General features: G+C 56.0%; 19 protein-coding genes. 15 read left to right on the forward strand and 4 right to left on the reverse strand.

What is annotated here, in order from left to right; all coding sequences use genetic code 11:
* Window positions 1-3 precede the first annotated feature (3 nt).
* Window positions 4-816 carry a dienelactone hydrolase family protein gene (locus tag CWM52_RS21685; protein WP_100685972.1) on the reverse strand — a complete coding sequence of 271 codons (813 nt, stop codon included), beginning with the start codon at window positions 814-816 and terminating at the stop codon, window positions 4-6.
* A 266-nt stretch (window positions 817-1,082) separates the two neighbouring features.
* Between CWM52_RS21685 and udp the strand changes: the two genes are divergently transcribed.
* The 9 genes from udp to tatD all read left to right on the forward strand — a co-directional run bounded on the left by udp (window position 1,083) and on the right by tatD (window position 9,037).
* Window positions 1,083-1,844 (forward strand): uridine phosphorylase, encoded by a 762-nt coding sequence (gene udp, locus CWM52_RS21690; protein WP_004869655.1) that lies wholly within the window; start codon window positions 1,083-1,085, stop codon window positions 1,842-1,844.
* A gap of 139 nt (window positions 1,845-1,983) precedes the next feature.
* Entirely contained in the window at window positions 1,984-3,432 is a 1,449-nt protein-coding gene (gene rmuC / locus CWM52_RS21695; RefSeq protein WP_100685973.1) for a DNA recombination protein RmuC, read from the forward strand.
* Between the two features lie 66 nt (window positions 3,433-3,498).
* Entirely contained in the window at window positions 3,499-4,254 is a 756-nt protein-coding gene (ubiE, locus tag CWM52_RS21700; RefSeq protein ID WP_100685974.1) for a bifunctional demethylmenaquinone methyltransferase/2-methoxy-6-polyprenyl-1,4-benzoquinol methylase UbiE, read from the forward strand.
* 13 nt (window positions 4,255-4,267) lie between these two features.
* Window positions 4,268-4,873: a ubiquinone biosynthesis protein UbiJ gene (ubiJ, locus tag CWM52_RS21705; RefSeq protein WP_100685975.1), complete on the forward strand. Its 606-nt coding sequence runs from the start codon at window positions 4,268-4,270 to the stop codon at window positions 4,871-4,873.
* Window positions 4,870-6,510 (forward strand): ubiquinone biosynthesis regulatory protein kinase UbiB, encoded by a 1,641-nt coding sequence (ubiB, locus tag CWM52_RS21710; protein WP_100685976.1) that lies wholly within the window; start codon window positions 4,870-4,872, stop codon window positions 6,508-6,510. The genes ubiJ and ubiB overlap by 4 nt, the downstream gene beginning before the upstream one ends.
* A 131-nt stretch (window positions 6,511-6,641) precedes the next feature.
* Complete coding sequence (gene tatA, locus CWM52_RS21715) at window positions 6,642-6,893, forward strand: Sec-independent protein translocase subunit TatA (protein ID WP_100685977.1); 252 nt, start codon at window positions 6,642-6,644, stop codon at window positions 6,891-6,893.
* 3 nt (window positions 6,894-6,896) lie between these two features.
* The gene (tatB, locus tag CWM52_RS21720; protein ID WP_100685978.1) at window positions 6,897-7,439 is read left to right on the forward strand and encodes a Sec-independent protein translocase protein TatB; all 543 of its coding nucleotides are present in this window, start codon (window positions 6,897-6,899) and stop codon (window positions 7,437-7,439) included.
* Window positions 7,440-7,441: 2 nt separating this feature from the next.
* Window positions 7,442-8,215: a Sec-independent protein translocase subunit TatC gene (tatC, locus tag CWM52_RS21725; protein WP_100685979.1), complete on the forward strand. Its 774-nt coding sequence runs from the start codon at window positions 7,442-7,444 to the stop codon at window positions 8,213-8,215.
* A 39-nt stretch (window positions 8,216-8,254) separates the two neighbouring features.
* The gene (gene tatD, locus CWM52_RS21730) at window positions 8,255-9,037 is read left to right on the forward strand and encodes a 3'-5' ssDNA/RNA exonuclease TatD (RefSeq protein WP_100685980.1); all 783 of its coding nucleotides are present in this window, start codon (window positions 8,255-8,257) and stop codon (window positions 9,035-9,037) included.
* An 8-nt stretch (window positions 9,038-9,045) separates the two neighbouring features.
* On the opposite strand, the gene rfaH is transcribed toward tatD, so the two are convergent.
* Window positions 9,046-9,534, reverse strand: a complete 489-nt coding sequence (rfaH, locus tag CWM52_RS21735; protein WP_100685981.1) for a transcription/translation regulatory transformer protein RfaH — start codon at window positions 9,532-9,534, stop codon at window positions 9,046-9,048.
* Between the two features lie 177 nt (window positions 9,535-9,711).
* On the opposite strand from rfaH, the gene ubiD reads away from it, so the two are divergent.
* Together ubiD and fre are read left to right on the forward strand one after the other, a co-directional pair.
* Window positions 9,712-11,181, forward strand: coding sequence for a 4-hydroxy-3-polyprenylbenzoate decarboxylase (gene ubiD, locus CWM52_RS21740; RefSeq protein ID WP_100685982.1), 1,470 nt, complete (start codon window positions 9,712-9,714; stop codon window positions 11,179-11,181).
* A 55-nt stretch (window positions 11,182-11,236) separates the two neighbouring features.
* Window positions 11,237-11,938 carry an NAD(P)H-flavin reductase gene (fre, locus tag CWM52_RS21745; RefSeq protein ID WP_004869682.1) on the forward strand — a complete coding sequence of 234 codons (702 nt, stop codon included), beginning with the start codon at window positions 11,237-11,239 and terminating at the stop codon, window positions 11,936-11,938.
* Window positions 11,939-12,143: 205 nt separating this feature from the next.
* On the opposite strand, the gene fadA is transcribed toward fre, so the two are convergent.
* Both fadA and fadB read right to left on the reverse strand, forming a co-directional pair.
* Window positions 12,144-13,307 (reverse strand): acetyl-CoA C-acyltransferase FadA, encoded by a 1,164-nt coding sequence (gene fadA / locus CWM52_RS21750; protein WP_100685983.1) that lies wholly within the window; start codon window positions 13,305-13,307, stop codon window positions 12,144-12,146.
* Window positions 13,308-13,316: 9 nt separating this feature from the next.
* Window positions 13,317-15,506: a fatty acid oxidation complex subunit alpha FadB gene (fadB, locus tag CWM52_RS21755; RefSeq protein ID WP_100685984.1), complete on the reverse strand. Its 2,190-nt coding sequence runs from the start codon at window positions 15,504-15,506 to the stop codon at window positions 13,317-13,319.
* Window positions 15,507-15,696: 190 nt separating this feature from the next.
* Between fadB and pepQ the strand changes: the two genes are divergently transcribed.
* The 4 genes from pepQ to hemG are packed head-to-tail and all read left to right on the forward strand — an operon-like array spanning window position 15,697 to window position 19,680.
* Window positions 15,697-17,028 (forward strand): Xaa-Pro dipeptidase, encoded by a 1,332-nt coding sequence (pepQ, locus tag CWM52_RS21765; RefSeq protein ID WP_100685986.1) that lies wholly within the window; start codon window positions 15,697-15,699, stop codon window positions 17,026-17,028.
* The gene (locus tag CWM52_RS21770; RefSeq protein ID WP_100685987.1) at window positions 17,028-17,642 is read left to right on the forward strand and encodes an IMPACT family protein; all 615 of its coding nucleotides are present in this window, start codon (window positions 17,028-17,030) and stop codon (window positions 17,640-17,642) included. The genes pepQ and CWM52_RS21770 overlap by 1 nt, the downstream gene beginning before the upstream one ends.
* Window positions 17,643-17,683: 41 nt before the next feature.
* Window positions 17,684-19,135 carry a Trk system potassium transporter TrkH gene (gene trkH / locus CWM52_RS21775; RefSeq protein WP_100685988.1) on the forward strand — a complete coding sequence of 484 codons (1,452 nt, stop codon included), beginning with the start codon at window positions 17,684-17,686 and terminating at the stop codon, window positions 19,133-19,135.
* Between the two features lie 11 nt (window positions 19,136-19,146).
* A complete protein-coding gene (gene hemG / locus CWM52_RS21780; protein WP_100685989.1) occupies window positions 19,147-19,680 on the forward strand; it encodes a menaquinone-dependent protoporphyrinogen IX dehydrogenase in 534 nt (177 codons plus the stop codon).
* Window positions 19,681-19,980: the final 300 nt, after the last annotated feature.

Genomic DNA, 19,980 nt, shown 5'->3' on the forward strand with positions numbered 1-19,980 from the left:
GGCTTACGCGCGCTTCCCGCCATACTGGGCAAACCACGCCAGCATGCGCTGCCAGCCGTCTTTGGCCGACTCTTCATGATAGCTGGCGCGATAATCGGCGTTAAAGGCGTGATCGGCTTGTGGGTAGACGATGATCTCCGCTTTGGCGTTGGCCGCGCGAAGCGCCTGGCGCATGGTTTCCACCGTATCCTGCGGAATGCTGGCGTCTTTGCCTCCGTACAACCCCAGCACCGGCGCGTTGAGATCAACGGCGATATCCAGCGGATATTTCGCTGAGTTCAGGGTTTTCTGCCCGACCAGCTTCCCGTACCAGGCGACAGCGGCTTTCAGCTGCGGGTTGTGGGCGGCATAAAGCCAGGTAATGCGTCCACCCCAGCAGAAGCCGGTGATCAGCAGACGATGAGCATCGCCTCCGTGGCGTGCGGCCCAACTGGCGACATGGTCGAGGTCAGCCAGCACCTGGGCATCCGGCACTTTGCTGACCAGCTCCTGGAACAGGGTGGGGATATCGGTATAGTCATTCGGATCGCCCTGGCGGAAGTAGAGCTCTGGTGCGATAGCCAGATATCCCTCCTGCGCCAGGCGGCGGCAAATGTCGCGGATATGTTCATGGACGCCGAAAATTTCCTGAACAACGATAACGACCGGGAGCAGGCCATCGGCATTCTTCGGACGAGCATGATACGCCGGCATGTGCTCTCCCTGGGTGGGGATCGACGTTTCGCCTGTGGTGATGCTCTCCTCCGAGGTATGAACGGCGGTAGAAGCGTGTGGTGTGGCTGCAGGCGCAAAGCCAGGTTGCTTGGTTGTGGTCATGGTATTCTCCGTACCCTTATTTATTAGCGCATCGATAACTATAGACGCTATCGACCGGACGTTAACAAAGCACAGTGCCTGAAACAGGCTATCTTTTGTTCAGACCCGCTGAATATAACTTGTTAATGTGACTCCTATCACTTTTTTATGGAAAATCATTGCAATGATTTTTGTTCATGGTGATTTTTGTCACAAAATTAAGCAAATAGCTTCTGTACAGTACCGTTTTGCTTCTGCTGATAATTCGACCCACAGAGGAGTTTTTTATGTCTAAGTCTGATGTTTTTCATCTCGGCCTCACCAAAAACGATTTACAAGGGGCTACGCTGGCTATCGTCCCTGGCGATCCGGAGCGTGTGGAAAAGATCGCTGCGCTGATGGATAAGCCGGTCAAACTGGCATCTCATCGCGAATTTACCTCCTGGCGTGCTGAACTGGATGGCAAGTCGGTCATTGTCTGCTCTACCGGTATCGGCGGCCCGTCAACGTCCATTGCCGTTGAAGAGCTGGCGCAGCTGGGGATTCGGACCTTCCTGCGTATCGGCACCACCGGCGCTATCCAGCCACACATTAACGTCGGCGACGTGCTGGTCACCACCGCATCCGTACGTCTCGACGGCGCGAGTCTGCACTTTGCGCCGATGGAATACCCGGCCGTAGCTGACTTTGCCTGCACCACTGCGCTGGTGGAAGCGGCAAAATCGATCGGGGCGACCACCCATATCGGCGTGACCGCATCGTCTGACACCTTCTACCCAGGCCAGGAGCGCTACGACACCTTCTCCGGTCGCGTGGTCAGCCGTTTTAAAGGGTCTATGGAAGAGTGGCAGTCCATGGGAGTCATGAACTACGAGATGGAGTCGGCGACCCTGCTGACCATGTGCGCCAGCCAGGGGCTGCGTGCCGGGATGGTCGCCGGAGTTATCGTCAACCGTACCCAGCAGGAAATTCCGAACGCGGAAACCATGAAGCAAACCGAAAGCCACGCGGTAAAAATCGTCGTGGAAGCGGCTCGCCGCCTGCTGTAATTCCTCACTTCTCACCCCAGGGCCGGATCTTCCGGCCTTTGTTTTTTGCGCGGCGCCTCGCAGGAAATCGCTTTTAAACTGGACGTTTATACAGCACAATTCTATTTTTGTGTCGTAAGCTGTTGCCGCAGGGGGCGTTGTGGATATCTCGATTGTGATAAGTGCCGTTGTGGCGCTGGCCGTAGGGCTGGTCGCAGGATGGCTGGCGACTAAAGCCAAAGCTGACCAGGTGCGCGCCGATCTTATCGAGGAGCGTCGCGAACTGGATATCGAACTCAGCGCCGCGCGCCAGCAGCTGGTGCAGGAGGCCCACTGGCGCGATGAATGCGAGCTGCTGAATAACGAACTGCGCAGCCTGCGCGACATCAATAGCTCTCTGGAGGCCGATCTCCGCGAAGTCACCACCCGCCTTGAATCTACCCGGATACACGCCGAGGATAAAATTCGTCAGATGGCGAACAGCGAACAGCGTCTGAGCGAGCAGTTTGAAAACCTGGCAAACCGCATTTTCGAACACAGCAACCGGCGCGTTGAGGAGCAGAACCGGCAGAGTTTGCATGGCCTGCTGACGCCGCTGCGTGAACAGCTGGACGGTTTCCGCCGCCAGGTGCAGGACAGTTTTGGCCAGGAGGCGCGTGAGCGGCATACCCTGGCTCATGAGATCCGCAATCTGCAGCAGCTGAACGCGCAGATGGCACAGGAGGCGTTGAACCTGACCCGAGCGTTGAAAGGGGATAACAAAACGCAGGGTAACTGGGGCGAAGTGGTGTTAACCCGCGTGCTGGAAGCTTCCGGGTTACGCGAAGGATATGAATACCAGACCCAGGTCAGTATCGAAACGGAAAGTCGTTCGCGCATGCAGCCCGATGTGATCGTCCGCCTGCCGCAGGGGAAGGACGTGGTCATTGATGCCAAAATGACGCTGGTTGCCTACGAACGCTATTTTAATGCCGAAGACGACTATACCCGCGAGGCGGCGCTGCAGGAGCATATCGCCTCGGTACGTAACCATATTCGCCTGCTCGGGCGTAAAGATTATCAGCAGCTGCCGGGCCTGCGTTCGCTCGACTATGTGCTGATGTTTATTCCCGTGGAGCCAGCTTTCCTGCTGGCTATCGACCGTCAGCCTGAGCTTATCAGCGAAGCACTGAAGAACAACATTATGCTGGTCAGCCCGACGACGCTGCTGGTGGCGCTGCGCACGATTGCCAATCTCTGGCGCTATGAACATCAAAGTCGCAATGCGCAGAAAATCGCTGAGCGCGCAGGTCGGCTGTACGACAAAATGCGATTGTTCGTTGATGATATGTCCGCCATCGGGCAGAGCCTGGATAAAGCTCAGGATAACTATCGTCAGGCGATGAAAAAGCTGGCTTCCGGGCGCGGGAATCTGCTGGTACAGGCAGAAGCGTTCCGCGGTCTCGGCGTTGAAGTGAAGCGCGGGATTAATCCTGATTTAGTCGATCGGGCAACGGCTCATGACGATGAGTATCGTTCTGAAGAAGACCAAAAATCGCTTGAAGATAACGAATTTACCGCCGATCCGGCCGATGAGGTGATGCCCGGCGAGCCCGCTACGCCGCGTTGAAGCGTATGGGAAATGCGCTGAATCTGTTACACTCGGTGAACATTTTCTTGATAAGCAGGCATTAAGATGGTTGAGGATTCACAAGAAACGACGCACTTTGGTTTTCAGACGGTAGCCAAAGAGCAGAAGGCGGACATGGTGGCGCATGTATTCCATTCTGTGGCCGCAAAATATGATGTTATGAATGATCTGATGTCGTTCGGGATTCATCGTTTGTGGAAGCGTTTCACCATCGATTGCAGCGGCGTGCGCCGTGGACAGACCGTTCTGGATCTGGCCGGCGGCACCGGCGACCTGACGGCGAAGTTCTCTCGCCTGGTGGGTGAAACGGGTCGCGTCATGCTGGCGGATATCAACGACTCCATGCTGAAAATGGGGCGCGAAAAGCTGCGCAACATCGGTATCGTCGGCAACGTTGAATACATCCAGGCTAACGCGGAAGCGCTGCCGTTTGCCGACAACACTTTTGACTGCATCACGATTTCGTTTGGTCTGCGTAACGTCACCGATAAAGACAAAGCGCTGCGTTCAATGTATCGCGTCCTGAAGCCGGGCGGTCGTCTGCTGGTGCTCGAGTTCTCGAAACCGATTATTGAGCCACTCAGCAAAGCCTATGACGCCTACTCTTTCCACGTGCTGCCGCGCGTAGGGGAACTGGTTGCCAAAGACGGTGAAAGCTATCGCTACCTGGCGGAGTCTATTCGCATGCACCCGAATCAGGAGACCCTGAAGGCCATGATGCAGGACGCCGGTTTTGAAAGCGTCGACTACTACAACCTGACGGCTGGTATCGTTGCGTTGCACCGCGGTTATAAGTTCTGACAGGGGGGATCGCATGCCTTTCAAACCACTGGTTACCGCTGGCATTGAAACCGCTCTCAACACCTTTCTCTGGCGCGACAAAGCGTTAAAACCTGCTCGCCAGCGTCTGCTGGGGAAGGTGCTGCGCGTTGAGCTGAAGGAGCTATCGACGCCGGTTGTGCTGGTCTTCGGCGAGCATCAGGTGGATGTGCTGGGGGACTGGGAAGGCGATGCCGACTGCACCGTCATTACCCGCCTCAGCGTGCTGCCCCAACTGCGCAACCGTCAACAGCTCACTGCGCTTATTCGCAGCGGTGACCTGGAAGTGCAGGGCGATCTGCAGGTAGTGCAGAACACGGTGGCGCTATGTGACCTGGCGGAATTCGATCCGGCTGAACTGCTGGCGCCTTACACCGGCGATATCGTTGCGGAAGGGATCAGCAAGGTCTTTCGTTCCGGAGCGCGCTTTCTGCGGCACGGCGCCCGGCGTCAGCAGCGCTATGTCGCTGAGGCGCTGACCGAAGAGTGGCGTATGGCGCCAGGGCCGCTGGAAATGGCCTGGTTTGGCGAAGAAACCGCGGCTGTAGAACGCGCGCTTTCCGCGCTGGAAAAACGGCTGGAAACGCTGGAGGGCAAATGACGCCAGGAGAATTACGGCGCCTGTATCTTATTATCCGCACCTTTTTGAGCTATGGGCTTGATGAGCTCATTCCCAAAATGCGTATCACGTTGCCGCTGCGTATCGGACGGCGAATGCTGTTCTGGATGCCGAATCGTCATAAAAACCAACCCCTCGGTGAACGTCTGCGTCTTGCGCTGCAGGAGCTGGGGCCGGTGTGGATCAAGTTCGGCCAGATGCTCTCCACCCGCCGCGATCTGTTCCCGCCGCAAATTGCCGATCAGCTCGCGCTACTGCAGGATCGCGTGGCCCCCTTCGATGGCCGGCTGGCGAAACAGCAGATCGAACAGGCGATGGGCGGCCTTCCCGTAGAGGCCTGGTTTGACGATTTCTCGATTGAACCGCTGGCATCGGCTTCTATCGCGCAGGTCCATACCGCACGGCTGAAAGAGAACGGCAAAGAGGTCGTTATCAAGGTGATCCGCCCGGACATTGTGCCGGTGATTAAAGCGGACATGAAACTTATCTATCGTCTTGCGCGCTGGGTGCCGCGTTTACTGCCCGACGGTCGCCGCCTGCGCCCACAGGAAGTGGTTCGCGAATACGAAAAAACGCTGCTGGACGAACTCAATCTGTTACGCGAATCTGCTAACGCCATTCAGCTGCGGCGTAACTTTGAAGACAGCCCGATGCTGTATGTACCGGAGGTCTACTCCGATTACTGTAGCGAAAACATGATGGTCATGGAGCGGATTTACGGGATCCCGGTTTCCGACGTGGAGGCGCTGGAGGCGCAGGGCACGAACATGAAGCTGCTGGCGGAACGCGGCGTGCAGGTCTTTTTCACCCAGGTGTTCCGCGACAGCTTCTTCCACGCGGATATGCATCCGGGCAATATTTTTGTCAGCTACAACCATCCGGAGAACCCCCAGTACATCGGGATTGACTGCGGCATCGTGGGGTCGCTGAACAAAGAGGATAAGCGCTACCTGGCGGAAAACTTCATCGCCTTCTTCAACCGCGACTATCGTAAAGTCGCCGAGCTGCACGTGGATTCCGGCTGGGTTCCTGCGGATACCAATGTTGAAGAGTTCGAGTTTGCTATTCGCACCGTTTGCGAACCGATCTTCGAGAAGCCGCTGGCTGAGATCTCGTTTGGCCATGTGCTGTTGAACCTGTTCAACACCGCCCGGCGCTTTAATATGGAAGTGCAGCCGCAGCTGGTGTTGCTGCAGAAGACATTACTTTACGTAGAAGGGGTAGGCCGCCAGCTCTATCCTCAGTTAGACTTGTGGAAAACGGCGAAACCTTTCCTTGAGTCGTGGATTAAAGATCAGGTCGGCATTCCGGCGCTGGTGCGTGCGTTTAAAGAAAAAGCGCCGTTCTGGATCGAAAGAATGCCGGAAATACCTGAACTGGTGTACCAGACTTTGCAGCAGAGCAAGCAGCTGCAGACCAGCGTGGATAGCATTGCGCGCGACTTCCAGGTGCGACATGTTCGCCAGGGGCAGTCCCGTTATCTGTTTGGTATAGGTGCGGTTCTGTTACTGAGTGGTACGCTGTTATTTATCCACCGCCCGGAATGGGGCATGATGCCAGGCTGGTTGATGGCCGCTGGCGCGGTGTCCTGGCTGATTGGCTGGCGGAAAACGCACTGATGGCAAGCGCCTTGATCGCAGCGCATTCGTTTTTGCGCGAAATCATGCGAGCGGTCTGACAGAGAGGCGGCCCGCGGGATGACGTGTATAATGCGTCCTAATAATTCATCATCTGTCATAGAGGAACGTGTATGGGTGGTATCAGTATTTGGCAGTTATTAATTGTCGTCGTCATTGTGGTTCTGCTTTTCGGGACGAAAAAGCTGAGCTCGCTGGGATCAGATTTGGGGGCATCGATCAAAGGCTTTAAAAAAGCCATGAGCGATGATGAAAAACCTGAAAATTCTGCTCCGGATGCAGATTTTACGGCGAAATCGATCGCCGATAAGCCGGATGATGCGAAAAAAGACGAGACAAAACGCCACGACAAAGAGCAGGTGTAATTCGTGTTCGATATCGGTTTTAGTGAACTACTGCTGGTGTTCGTCATTGGCCTCATTGTCCTGGGGCCACAGCGACTGCCTGTAGCGGTAAAAACGGTGGCCAGCTGGATTCGCACGTTACGATCGCTGGCGGCTACCGTACAAAATGAGATCACTCAGGAACTAAAACTGCAGGAGTTCCAGGAAAGCCTGAAGAAAGTGGAAAAGGCGAGCCTGGAGAACCTGACGCCGGAGCTGAAAGCGTCAATGGATGAGCTGCGTGAAGCCGCTGAATCGATGAAACGCTCTTATACCGCCCATGATCCTGAGAAAGCGAGCGACGAAGCAAACACGATTCATAACCCGGTAGTGAAGGGCAGTGAAGCGCAGCGTCAGAATATTACGCCGGCGACGGCTGAACATCAGGCCAGCGCGCCTGCGCATGCGCCGGAAGAGAGTGTTGCTGAAGCCTCCCCCGCTACGCAGCCGGAGCCTCTCCCGGCCGCCAAAGAAAAAGTGGCCGTCACCGCTTCCGATTCCTCCCCTGCATCGAGTGATAAACCGTAAAAATGGGCGTAGAAGATACTCAACCGCTAATTTCGCATTTGATTGAGCTGCGTAAGCGCCTGATCAATAGCATCATCGCGATACTGGTCATTTTTCTGGCGTTAGTGTACTTCGCCAACGACATCTATCAGCTGGTTTCCGCACCGCTTATCCGGCAGATGCCGGTGGGTGCAACGATGATCGCCACCGACGTGGCTTCCCCTTTCTTTACACCGATCAAACTGACCTTCATGGTCTCGGTGATTCTGTCGGTGCCGGTTATTCTTTACCAGGTCTGGGCGTTTGTTGCCCCGGCGTTGTATAAGCATGAGCGTCGGCTGGTGATGCCGCTGCTGGTTTCCAGTACGCTGCTGTTCTATATCGGTATGGCCTTTGCCTATTTTGTCGTTTTCCCGCTGGCGTTTGGCTTCCTGACGCACGCGGCGCCGGAGGGCGTGCAGGTCTCGACGGATATTCGCAGCTATCTCGATTTCGTCATGGCGTTGTTTATCGCCTTTGGCGTTTCGTTTGAAGTGCCGGTTGCGATCGTACTGCTGTGCTGGATGGGCGTCACGACCCCGGACGATTTGCGTAAGAAGCGCCCGTACGTACTGGTGGGGGCCTTCGTCGTCGGTATGCTGCTGACGCCACCGGATGTCTTCTCGCAAACGCTGCTGGCGATTCCGATGTACTGCTTGTTTGAGATCGGGGTTTTCTTCGCGCGTTTCTATACCGGAAAACGTCTGACGCGTGACGAGGATGCCGCCGCTGAAGAAGCGGGCAGCAAAGAAGAGTAACCAGCCGCCCGTCAGGGCGGTTGTCATATTGGAGAAGCGATGTTTGATATCGGCGTCAATCTGACCAGTCCACAGTTTTCCCGCGATCGCGATGAGGTCGTGGCCCGCGCTCAGGCGGCGGGCGTGACCGGCATGCTGTTCACCGGGACTAACCTGCATGAAAGCGAGCAGGCCCGGCAGCTGGCACATCGCTATACCCGCTGCTGGTCAACCGCCGGTGTGCATCCGCATGACAGCAGCAGCTGGACGGCGTCGGTGGCCGATTCCCTCTCTCAGCTGGCGCGCCAGCCGGAGGTTGTTGCTATCGGTGAATGCGGGCTGGACTTCAACCGCAACTTTTCAACCCCGCAGGAGCAAGAAGCCGCCTTCAGCGCGCAACTGGCGCTGGCAGCCGAGCTGTCTATGCCGGTTTTTTTGCACTGCCGCGATGCCCATGAACGTTTTCTGGCGCTCCTCACGCCCTGGCTGGATAAACTGCCTGGTGCGGTGCTGCACTGCTTCACCGGAACCCGCGAAGAAATGCGTGCCTGTGTGAACCGCGGTTTGTATATTGGCATCACTGGCTGGGTCTGCGATGAGCGACGAGGGCTTGAGCTGCGCGAGCTGCTGCCGGATATCCCGGCACAACGCCTGTTGATTGAAACGGATGCCCCGTATCTGCTGCCCCGCGATCTTAGCCCGAAGCCCGCTTCCCGCCGGAACGAACCAGTATACCTGCCGCATATTGTGGCCAGTATTGCCGGATGGCGCGGGGAGGAGGCTCAGCGGCTGGAAGAGATCACTGACGCGAATGTCAGAACGCTCTTTGGCATCCGTTTTTAAGCGTACCGTCAGATTTTATGAAAGTCGGTATTTTTGACGCTTTGCAGTACCTGTTTGTTAAGCAGATTCAGCAGCAGCATGGAGCGCGCTTCACCATCCGGTTCGCTAAAGATAGCCTGCAGGCCTTCAAACGCGCCGTCGGTAATCAAGACGAAGTCGCCTTCGTGCGGCGTTTCCGGGTCGGTGATACCTTCCGGCTTATAGATAGAGAGCTGGTGAATGACCGCGGACGGTACCGTGGCTGGCTGGGCGCCAAAACGAACGAAGCTGTTCACACCTCGCGTGGCGCTGATAGTCGTCGTGTGGATAATTTCCGGATCGAATTCGACAAACAGGTAATTGGGGAACAAAGGTTCACTCACCGTAATGCGTTTGCCGCGGATGATTTTTTCCAGTGCGATCGTCGGCATCAGGCAATTCACTGCCTGTCGTTCGAGGTGTTCCTGGGCGCGCTGAAGCTGCCCACGTTTGCAATACAGTAAATACCAGGCTTGCATAATAACTCTTTCCACTCTATTAGCAGCAAGCATAACAAAAGCCTGGTGCGATCGCGAAAGCCAATATAAGTGAAATCAAAAATTCTATGTTCTTTCACTCTAATTTAACAAAAATACAGCATGGCGCTGGCGAACACCGTATAATCAGCCGCCTGTATAGAGGTTAATAATAACTCCATGAAATACCACGATCTACGCGACTTTCTGACATTGCTGGAGCAGCAGGGTGAACTGAAAAGAATATCCCTGCCGGTCGATCCGCACCTTGAGATCACCGAAATTGCCGATCGCACTTTACGTGCCGGCGGCCCGGCCCTGCTCTTCGAAAACCCGAAAGGCTACACCATGCCCGTGTTGTGCAATCTGTTTGGCACACCGCGTCGCGTCGCCATGGGAATGGGGCAGGAGGATGTCAGCTCGCTGCGTGAAGTGGGTAAACTGTTGGCTTTTCTGAAAGAGCCGGAACCGCCGAAAGGCTTTCGCGATCTGTTCGATAAGCTGCCGCAGTTCAGGCAGGTATTGAATATGCCGACGAAGCGTCTGCGCGGAGCGCCCTGCCAGCAAAAAATCATTGAAGGCGACAGCGTTGATCTGACGCGTATTCCGATCATGACCTGCTGGCCGGAAGATGCTGCTCCGCTGATTACCTGGGGACTGACGGTCACGCGCGGTCCGCATAAAGAGCGGCAGAACCTGGGCATCTATCGCCAGCAGCTCATTGGTAAGAATAAGCTGATCATGCGCTGGCTCTCCCATCGCGGCGGCGCGCTGGATTTCCAGGAGTGGTGCGCGGCTCATCCGGGCGAACGTTTTCCGGTCTCCGTGGCGCTGGGCGCTGACCCGGCGACCATTCTTGGCGCCGTGACTCCGGTTCCCGATACGCTTTCAGAATATGCGTTTGCCGGCCTGCTACGCGGCACCAAAACCGAAGTGGTGAAGTGCGTTTCCAACGATCTTGAAGTACCGGCCAGCGCGGAAATTGTGCTGGAAGGGTATATTGAGCCCGGTGAAATGGCGCCGGAAGGGCCGTATGGCGATCATACCGGCTACTACAATGAAGTGGATAATTTCCCGGTATTTACGGTCACGCATATCACCCAGCGTGAAGATGCGATTTATCACTCAACGTATACCGGGCGCCCGCCAGATGAACCTGCGGTCCTGGGCGTCGCGCTGAATGAAGTCTTCGTGCCGATCCTGCAAAAGCAGTTCCCGGAAATTGTTGATTTCTACCTGCCGCCGGAAGGGTGTTCCTACCGTCTGGCCGTGGTCACGATGAAGAAACAGTACGCTGGCCATGCAAAACGGGTGATGATGGGCGTCTGGTCGTTCCTGCGCCAGTTTATGTACACCAAGTTCGTGATCGTCTGCGATGATGACGTCAATGCGCGCGACTGGAACGACGTCATCTGGGCGATTACTACCCGTATGGACCCGGCTCGTGATACGGTACTGGTAGAAAATACGCCGATCGATTACCTGGATTTTGCCTCGCCGGTTTCCGGCCTGGGTTCAAAAATGGGGCTGGATGCCACAAATAAATGGCCAGGCGAAACCCAGCGTGAATGGGGTCGTCCTATTAAGAAAGATCCTGAGGTGACGGCACGTGTTGACGCCATCTGGGATGAGCTGGCTATCTTTAAATAACAGTAAGCGGGGCTAACGCCGCTGTTTTGCTCTATAGACCCGACAGAGGGGACGCATGACAACCTTAAGCTGTAAAGTGACCTCGGTGGAGGCAATTACCGATACCGTGTATCGCGTTCGATTAGTGCCGGAAGCGGCGTTTTCTTTCCGCGCTGGTCAATATTTGATGGTGGTAATGGACGAGCGCGACAAGCGTCCGTTCTCCATGGCTTCCACACCGGCGGAGCAGGAATGTATTGAACTGCATATTGGCGCCTCTGAGCTCAACCTGTATGCGATGGCGGTCATGGATCGCATTCTGAAAGAGCGCGAGATCGAGGTTGATATTCCGCATGGTGAAGCCTGGCTGCGTGAGGATGAAGATCGTCCGCTGATTCTCATCGCCGGAGGAACCGGGTTCTCCTATGTGCGTTCCATTCTGCTCACGGCGCTGGCCCGCAACCCGAACCGCGATATTGCAGTGTACTGGGGCGGTCGCGAAGCGAAACATCTCTACGATCTGGCTGAGCTGGAAGCGCTGAGCGTGGAACATCCGGGTCTGCGTGTTGAGCCGGTTGTGGAACAGCCGGAAGAAGAGTGGCGTGGGCGCTCTGGCACCGTATTGACCGCGGTACTGCAGGACTATGGCACCCTGGCAGAGCATGATATTTATATTGCCGGCCGCTTCGAGATGGCAAAAATTGCCCGTGAGCTGTTTTGTAATGAGCGCAATGCCCGCGAAGATCGCCTGTTCGGCGATGCGTTTGCCTTTATCTGATTCTCACGCCCTTTTCTTCAGGGAGAGGGGCAGAGAACGACAGAAATAAAAAACCCGCCCCTGACAGGCGGGAAAAACGGCAACTAAACGCTTCTCTCTGCGCCAATGACGTCAATGGCGCAGAGATACCTCTGTAGGCCGGATAAGCGTTGCGCCCCGGGCAAAAGCCCGATGGCGCGTGGCTTATCCGGCCTGAGTTGTTGGTTTACACTCTCTCAAATACCGTGGCGATCCCCTGACCTAAACCAATACACATAGTGGCAAGACCGAACTGCGCGTCTTTGCGCTCCATCTGGTTAAGTAAGGTGGTACTGATGCGCGCGCCCGAGCAGCCAAGCGGGTGACCGAGGGCAATCGCGCCGCCGTTAAGATTGATCTTCTCGTCGATCTGCTCCATCAGGCCAAGATCTTTAATGCACGGCAGGATCTGCGCGGCAAACGCCTCGTTCATTTCAAAAACGTTGATATCGCTGGTAGTCAGTCCGGCCTTTTTCAGCGCCAGCTTCGATGCCGGTACCGGACCATAGCCCATAATCGATGGATCACAGCCGACCACCGCCATGGAGCGCACGCGAGCGCGTGGTTTCAGCCCCAGCTCGCGGGCGCGGCTTTCGCTCATTAATAACATGGCGGCTGCGCCGTCGGAGAGCGCGGATGAGGTACCTGCCGTGACGGTACCGGTCACCGGGTCGAAGGCGGGCCTTAACGCTGCCAGCGCTTCCACGGTGGTTTCCGGGCGGATCACCTCATCATAGTTAAATGACTTCAGCACGCCGTCGGCATCATGGCCGCCTGTCGGAATGATTTCCGCTTTAAATGCGCCGGACTGCGTTGCCGCCCATGCGCGAGCGTGGGAACGCGCGGCGAACTGGTCCTGCATCTCCCGGCTGATACCGTGCAGACGCGCCAGCATTTCGGCGGTCAGCCCCATCATCCCGGCCGCTTTTGCCACGTTACGGCTCAGACCCGGGTGAAAATCCACGCCGTGGCTCATCGGGACGTGACCCATATGCTCGACGCCGCCAATCAGGCAGACGCTGGCGTCGCCGGTCATGATCATCCGCGCCGCATCGTGCAGCGCCTGCATTGATGAACCGCACAGGCGGTTGACCGTCGTCGCCGGTACCGAATGCGGGATCTCTGCGAGCAGCGCGGCGTTACGCGCAATGTTGAAACCTTGCTCCAGCGTTTGCTGTACGCAGCCCCAGTAGATATCGTCAATCGCGGCCGGATCAAGCGACGGGTTACGCGACAGCAGGCTACGCATCAGGTGCGCGGAGAGGTCTTCCGCGCGCACGTGGCGAAAGGCGCCGCCCTTCGAACGGCCCATCGGGGTGCGAACTGCATCAACAATGACAACCTGTTCCATTGTGACTCCTTAAGCCGTTTTCAGAGTGCCCGCCGGGCGGGCTGGTTCTACCGGGGGATAATAGGGTTCGTTATGGCGTGCTTTATTACGCAGCCCTTCCGGCACTTCGTACAGTGGGCCGAGGTGTTGATACTGCTGCGCCATATCGAGATATTTTGCGCTGCCCTGGGTATCCAGCCAGCGGAATGCGCCGCCGTGGAACGGAGGGAAACCAAGACCATAAACCAGCGCCATATCCGCTTCCGCCGGGCTGGCGATAATACCTTCCTCCAGGCAGCGGACCACTTCGTTGACCATCGGAATCATCATCCGGGCGATAATCTCATCGTCGCTGAACTCACGCTGTGGCTGGCTGACTTCCGCCAGCAGGGCGTCGACGGCCGGATCTTCTTCTTTCTTCGGTTTGCCTTTACTGTCTTCTTTATACCGCCAGAAGCCGAGAGCGTTTTTCTGGCCGAAACGGCTGGCGTCGAACAGCGCGTCGATCGCGTCGCGATAATCTTTCTGCATGCGCTGCGGGAAGCCGGCGGCCATTACCGCCTGCGCGTGGTGCGCGGTATCGATACCGACCACGTCGAGCAGGTATGCCGGGCCCATTGGCCAGCCGAACAGTTTCTCCATCACCTTATCGACCTTGCGGAAGTCCGCGCCGTCGCGAAGCAGTTGGCTGAATCCGGCAAAGTAGGGGAACAGCACGCGATTGACGAAGAAGCCGGGGCAGTCGTTAACCACGATCGGCGTTTTGCCCATTTTGCTCGCCCAGGCCACGACTTTTGCGATGGTGTCATCTGAGGTTTTTTCCCCGCGAATCACTTCTACCAGCGGCATGCGATGCACCGGGTTAAAGAAGTGCATACCGCAGAAGTTTTCCGGCCGCTTCAGGACGCTGGCCAGTTCACCGATTGGAATCGTTGAGGTGTTAGAAGCCAGAACCGTATCCGGGCGGACTTTCTCTTCGGTTTCCGCCAGCACGGCCTTTTTCACTTTCGGATTCTCGACGACGGCTTCGACCACGACATCTACGCGCTCAAAGCCAGCATAATCGAGGGTCGGGTGAATCGTGCCAATAACGCCGGCCAGCTTCAGCCCATCGATTTTGCCGCGCTCAAGCTGCTTGTTGAGCAGCTTAGCGGCTTCGTTCATGCCCAGCGTCAGCGATTTGTCGTTGATATCCTTCATAAGCACCGGCACGCCTTTCCAGGCGGACTGATAGGCTATACCGCCCCCCATGATCCCGGCACCCAGCACGGCGGCCTGTTTCGGCGTCTCAACGTTTTTGGTCAGCTTCTTCGCTTTGGCTTTGACATACTGATCGTTAAGGAAGATACCAACCAGCGCGCGCGCCTCTTTGGTGTGCGCCAGCGGGACAAAGCTTTGGTTTTCCAGATTCAGGGCTTCTTCGCGGCCAAAACGCGCGGCCGCTTCGATGGTTTTTACCGCCGTCATCGGCGCCGGATAGTGCTTCCCGGCGGTCTGCGCCACCATGCCTTTGGCGATGGTGAAGCTCATGGCCGCTTCAATTTTACTGAGCTTCAATGGCTCCAGCTTCGGCTGGCGCTGCGCTTTCCAGTCCAGCTCGCCGTTAATAGCCTGACGCAGAATAGCAAGCGCGCCATCGCGCAGCTTCTCTGGTTTGACGATGCCATCGATGAGGCCGATTTTCAGCGCCTGTTCGGCATCGACATCTTTGCCTGCGGCGATGATTTCCAGCGCGCTATCGGCGCCGAGCAGACGCGGCATACGCACTGAGCCGCCGAAGCCCGGCATGATGCCCAGTTTGGTTTCCGGCAGGCCGATACGCAGATCCGGCGTAGCCAGACGGTAGTCCGTCGCCAGCACGCACTCGCAGCCGCCGCCCAGCGCATAGCCGTTCACCGCTGAAATAGTCGGCACCGGTAAATCTTCCAGACGGTTAAAGACGCTGTTAGCAAAATGGAGCCACTGGCTCAACTGCTCCTGTGGTACCTGGAACAGGGACAGAAATTCGGTAATGTCGGCGCCGACGATGAAGGCCGCTTTTCCGGAGCGCAGCAGCAGCCCCTTAAGATCGCGTTGTTTTTCGAGCACCTCCAGCGCCTCACCGAGGCTGGCTACGGTTGCGGTATCGAGCTTGTTCACCGAGCCGGGAGCATCGAACACCAGTTCGGCAATGCCATCGTCCAGCCAGTCGAGGTACAGGTTGTCGCCTTTGTAGAGCATGTCAGTCTCCTGAATCCAGCAATGTGATCTGGTCGTACCAGATGCAACGGAGTGTGGGATTTATGTTAAAGAATTGCAAACGAGTCTTTAAATAAATGCTGGCCTGATCACACCCGGCGGAAATCACCCTGCCTGGGGCCGATGTGCTAAGATGCGGGGAATCACATCTAATAAAAGCAAAGGATGAAAGATGGAATCACTAGCCGCGCTCTATAAAAATCATATCGTTACCCTACAAGAACGTACCCGTGATGCTTTGGCTCGTTTTAATCTTGATGCGTTGCTGATTCACTCCGGCGAGCTGATCAATGTCTTCCTGGACGACCATCCGTACCCGTTTAAGGTCAATCCGCAATTTAAATCCTGGGTCCCGGTGACGCAGGTGCCCAACTGCTGGCTGCTGGTTGATGGCGTCAACAAACCGAAACTGTGGTTCTACCTGCCGGTCGATTACTGGCATAACGTTGAACCGCTGCCGACCTCGTTCTGGACGGAAGAGGTTGAAGTGATTGCCCTGCCGAAAGCCGACGGTATCGGTAGCCAGCTGCCTGCGGCGCGCGGCAATATCGCCTATATCGGGCCGGTGCCGGAGCGGGCGCTTGGTCTGGAGATCGCTGCCAGTCATATCAACCCGAAAGGGGTGATTGATTTCCTGCACTACTATCGTTCCTTTAAGACCGATTATGAGTTGGCCTGCATGCGCGAAGCGCAGAAGTCGGCGGTTAACGGGCATCGCGCGGCCCATGAGGCATTCCTCTCCGGAATGAGCGAATTCGATATCAACCAGGCGTATCTGACGGCTACCGGTCATCGCGACACCGATGTGCCTTACAGCAATATCGTGGCGCTTAACGAACACGCCTCTGTACTGCATTACACCAAACTGGATCATCGCGCGCCGGCAGAAGCGCGCAGTTTCTTACTGGATGCCGGGGCGGAATACAACGGCTATGCGGCAGACCTGACGCGTACCTGGGCGGCACATGGCGACAATGACTTTGCCCATTTGATTAAAGACGTTAACGATGAGCAGCTGGCTCTGATTAGCACGATGAAGGCGGGCAAAAGCTATGTGGATTACCACATCCAGTTCCACCAACGCATCGCTAAACTGTTGCGTAAGTACCAAATCGTGACCGACATGAGCGAAGAGGCCATGGTTGAAAACGATCTGACCGGGCCGTTTATGCCGCACGGTATCGGTCACCCGCTGGGCCTGCAGGTCCATGATGTGGCCGGTTTCATGCAGGATGATACCGGTACTCATCTGGCGGCGCCGTCGAAGTATCCGTATCTGCGCTGCACGCGTATTTTGCAGCCGCGTATGGTGCTGACCATCGAGCCGGGCATCTACTTTATTGAATCTCTGCTGGCGCCGTGGCGTGAAGGGTCGTTCAGCAAACACTTCAACTGGCAAAAAATTGAAGCATTGAAGCCGTTTGGCGGCATCCGTATTGAAGATAACGTCGTCATCCACGAAAACAGTGTTGAAAATATGACGCGTGACCTGAAACTGGCGTAATGGAAAGTTGGTTGATACCGGCCGCGCCGGTGACCTTTGTCGAAGAGATTAAAAAAAGTCGTTTTATCACGCGGTTGGCGCATACCGATGGCGTGGTAGCGGCAAAGGCGTTTGTTGAGTCGGTCAGGGCGGAGCACCCTGACGCCCGTCATCATTGTGTGGCGTGGGTGGCCGGGCCACCCAATGACTCTCAACAGCTGGGCTTTTCCGACGATGGCGAACCAGCAGGCACCGCGGGTAAACCTATGCTGGCGCAGCTGATGGGCAGCGGCGTCGGCGAAATAACGGCCGTCGTGGTACGCTACTACGGCGGTATTTTGCTTGGAACCGGCGGTCTGGTTAAAGCGTACGGCGGTGGCGTTCATCAGGCCCTTGCCGGGCTGACAACGCAGCGCAAGACGCCGCTGACCGCATATACTTTGCAGTGTGAATATGGACAGTTAGCTGGCATTGAAACGCTGTTGGCTCAGTTCTCAGGACAAATTGTCGATAGTGACTATCAGGCCTTCGTCAAGCTTCGTGTGGCGCTTCCGCAAGCTGAAGTGGTCTCTTTTTCGACAAAGCTGGCTGATTTTAGTCGTGGTTCGTTGCAATTACTGAAGATTGACGAATAATCCCCACCTGATTTTTTTGCATACCAAAGGAAGCGCCAGAGATGCATTTTCGCGCCATAACCCGAATCGTTGGACTGTTGGTCATTTTGTTTTCGGGGACGATGATCCTTCCGGGATTAGTGGCCCTGTTATACCGCGATGGCGCGGGGCGGGCGTTTACCCAGACCTTTTTTGTCGCGCTGGCGATAGGCTCTCTTCTATGGTGGCCGAACCGTCGTGAGAAGGGCGAACTGAAATCCCGCGAGGGTTTTCTGATTGTCGTACTCTTCTGGACCGTGCTGGGCAGCGTCGGTGCGCTACCGTTTATTTTCGCCGAACAGCCGAATCTGACGATAACGGATGCGTTTTTTGAGTCATTCTCGGGCCTGACCACAACGGGCGCTACCACCCTGGTGGGGCTGGACTCTTTACCTCATGCCATCCTCTTCTATCGACAGATGCTGCAGTGGTTTGGCGGTATGGGGATCATTGTGCTGGCGGTAGCAATACTGCCGATACTGGGCGTCGGCGGGATGCAGTTGTATCGGGCGGAAATGCCGGGACCACTGAAGGACAATAAGATGCGCCCGCGTATCGCCGAGACGGCCAAAACGCTGTGGCTTATCTACGTATTGTTGACGGTGGCCTGCGCGCTTGCGCTCTGGTTCGCGGGTATGCCGGCATTTGATGCCATCGGTCACAGCTTTTCGACTATCGCGATTGGCGGCTTCTCTACGCATGACGCCAGCGTAGGGTATTTTAACAGTCCAGCCATTAATACGATTATTGCGGTTTTCCTGCTGATCTCAGGCTGTAACTATGGCCTCCATTTTTCATTGCTCAGCGGCCGCAGTCTGAAGGTGTACTGGCGCGATCCTGAATTCCGCATGTTTATTGGTGTCCAACTGACACTGGTGGTGATTTGTACGCTGGTGCTGTGGTTGCATGATGTGTACAGCTCGGCGCTGACGACGCTGAATCAGGCCTTCTTCCAGGTGGTTTCGATGGCGACGACGGCGGGCTTTACCACCGACAGCATCGCGCGCTGGCCGTTATTCCTGCCGGTGCTGCTATTGTGCTCGGCATTTATTGGCGGTTGTGCCGGGTCGACGGGCGGCGGTCTGAAAGTTATCCGCATACTGCTGTTGTTCAAGCAGGGGAACCGCGAACTCAAGCGTCTGGTGCATCCGAATGCGGTATATAGCATTAAGTTAGGTAACCGTGCGCTGCCGGAACGTATTCTGGAGGCGGTATGGGGATTCTTTTCTGCCTATGCGCTGGTGTTCATTATTAGCATGCTGGCTATCATTGCGACCGGAGTGGATGACTTTTCTGCTTTCGCCTCGGTTGTGGCAACGTTAAACAACCTCGGGCCAGGACTTGGCGTAGTGGCGGATAACTTCGCGACAATGAACCCGGTCGCGAAATGGATCTTGATTGCTAATATGCTGTTTGGTCGTCTGGAAGTGTTCACCTTACTGGTGCTCTTTACCCCCACTTTCTGGCGCGAATAACCGGAGTGCTTGTGAAAACGTTGATATTATTCTCCACCCGCGACGGGCAGACGCGTGAAATTGCCTCCTTCCTGGCCTCTGAGCTGAAAGAGCTGGGTATCGATGCGGATACGGTTAATCTCAACCGTACGGAAGAGGTTGAATGGCACCACTACGATCGCGTGGTGATTGGCGCCTCGATTCGTTACGGGCACTTTCATCCGGCGCTGGACCGTTTCGTGAAGAAACATCTGCAGTCGCTGAATGCGCTGCCGGGGGCATTTTTCTCGGTCAACCTCGTTGCGCGTAAGCCAGAGAAGCGCACGCCGCAGACCAATAGCTATACGCGTAAGTTTCTGCTTAATTCGCCATGGCAACCGCAGCGCAGCGCGGTGTTTGCCGGCGCGCTGCGCTACCCGCGCTATCGTTGGTACGATCGCTTCATGATTCGCCTGATAATGAAGATGACCGGCGGTGAAACGGATACCAGTAAAGAAGTCGTCTATACCGACTGGAAGCAGGTTGCCAATTTTGCGCGGGAAGTCGCACAAATGACGAGCAAATAGCACGTAAAATGGGCGTGATGGCGGGATTTTGAGCGGTTGAAAAGTTTTTTTAAAACAGGGCTTGTCAACGTCTCAGAACTCCCTATAATGCGCCTCCACTGACACGGAACAACGGCAGACAAGCCGCCGGGTCAGCAGGGTTTCTGCGGAAATTCTGCCAGAGAAAAGCAAAAATAAATGCTTGACTCTGAATGAGGAAAACGTATTATACGGGACCTCGCGACAGAGCGCTAAAGCGCGTCGCAACTGCTCTTTAACAATTTATCAGACAATCTGTGTGGGCACTCAAAGTGACATGGA

Source organism: Raoultella sp. T31 (genome assembly GCF_002806725.1).
In the GTDB taxonomy this organism is placed as follows: domain Bacteria; phylum Pseudomonadota; class Gammaproteobacteria; order Enterobacterales; family Enterobacteriaceae; genus Klebsiella; species Klebsiella electrica.

Bases quoted from the DNA above. Each gene is read 5' to 3' on its own strand.
- tatD (WP_100685980.1), top strand. From the start codon at position 8,255: ATGTTTGATATCGGCGTCAATCTGACCAGTCCACAGTTTTCCCGCGAT.
- fadB (WP_100685984.1), bottom strand. From the start codon at position 15,506: ATGCTCTACAAAGGCGACAACCTGTACCTCGACTGGCTGGACGATGGC.
- CWM52_RS21770 (WP_100685987.1), top strand. From the start codon at position 17,028: ATGGAAAGTTGGTTGATACCGGCCGCGCCGGTGACCTTTGTCGAAGAG.
- tatC (WP_100685979.1), top strand. From the start codon at position 7,442: ATGGGCGTAGAAGATACTCAACCGCTAATTTCGCATTTGATTGAGCTG.
- CWM52_RS21685 (WP_100685972.1), bottom strand. From the start codon at position 816: ATGACCACAACCAAGCAACCTGGCTTTGCGCCTGCAGCCACACCACAC.
- pepQ (WP_100685986.1), top strand. From the start codon at position 15,697: ATGGAATCACTAGCCGCGCTCTATAAAAATCATATCGTTACCCTACAA.
- tatA (WP_100685977.1), top strand. From the start codon at position 6,642: ATGGGTGGTATCAGTATTTGGCAGTTATTAATTGTCGTCGTCATTGTG.
- trkH (WP_100685988.1), top strand. From the start codon at position 17,684: ATGCATTTTCGCGCCATAACCCGAATCGTTGGACTGTTGGTCATTTTG.
- ubiJ (WP_100685975.1), top strand. From the start codon at position 4,268: ATGCCTTTCAAACCACTGGTTACCGCTGGCATTGAAACCGCTCTCAAC.
- ubiE (WP_100685974.1), top strand. From the start codon at position 3,499: ATGGTTGAGGATTCACAAGAAACGACGCACTTTGGTTTTCAGACGGTA.
- fadA (WP_100685983.1), bottom strand. From the start codon at position 13,307: ATGGAACAGGTTGTCATTGTTGATGCAGTTCGCACCCCGATGGGCCGT.
- rfaH (WP_100685981.1), bottom strand. From the start codon at position 9,534: ATGCAAGCCTGGTATTTACTGTATTGCAAACGTGGGCAGCTTCAGCGC.
- ubiB (WP_100685976.1), top strand. From the start codon at position 4,870: ATGACGCCAGGAGAATTACGGCGCCTGTATCTTATTATCCGCACCTTT.
- fre (WP_004869682.1), top strand. From the start codon at position 11,237: ATGACAACCTTAAGCTGTAAAGTGACCTCGGTGGAGGCAATTACCGAT.
- ubiD (WP_100685982.1), top strand. From the start codon at position 9,712: ATGAAATACCACGATCTACGCGACTTTCTGACATTGCTGGAGCAGCAG.
- udp (WP_004869655.1), top strand. From the start codon at position 1,083: ATGTCTAAGTCTGATGTTTTTCATCTCGGCCTCACCAAAAACGATTTA.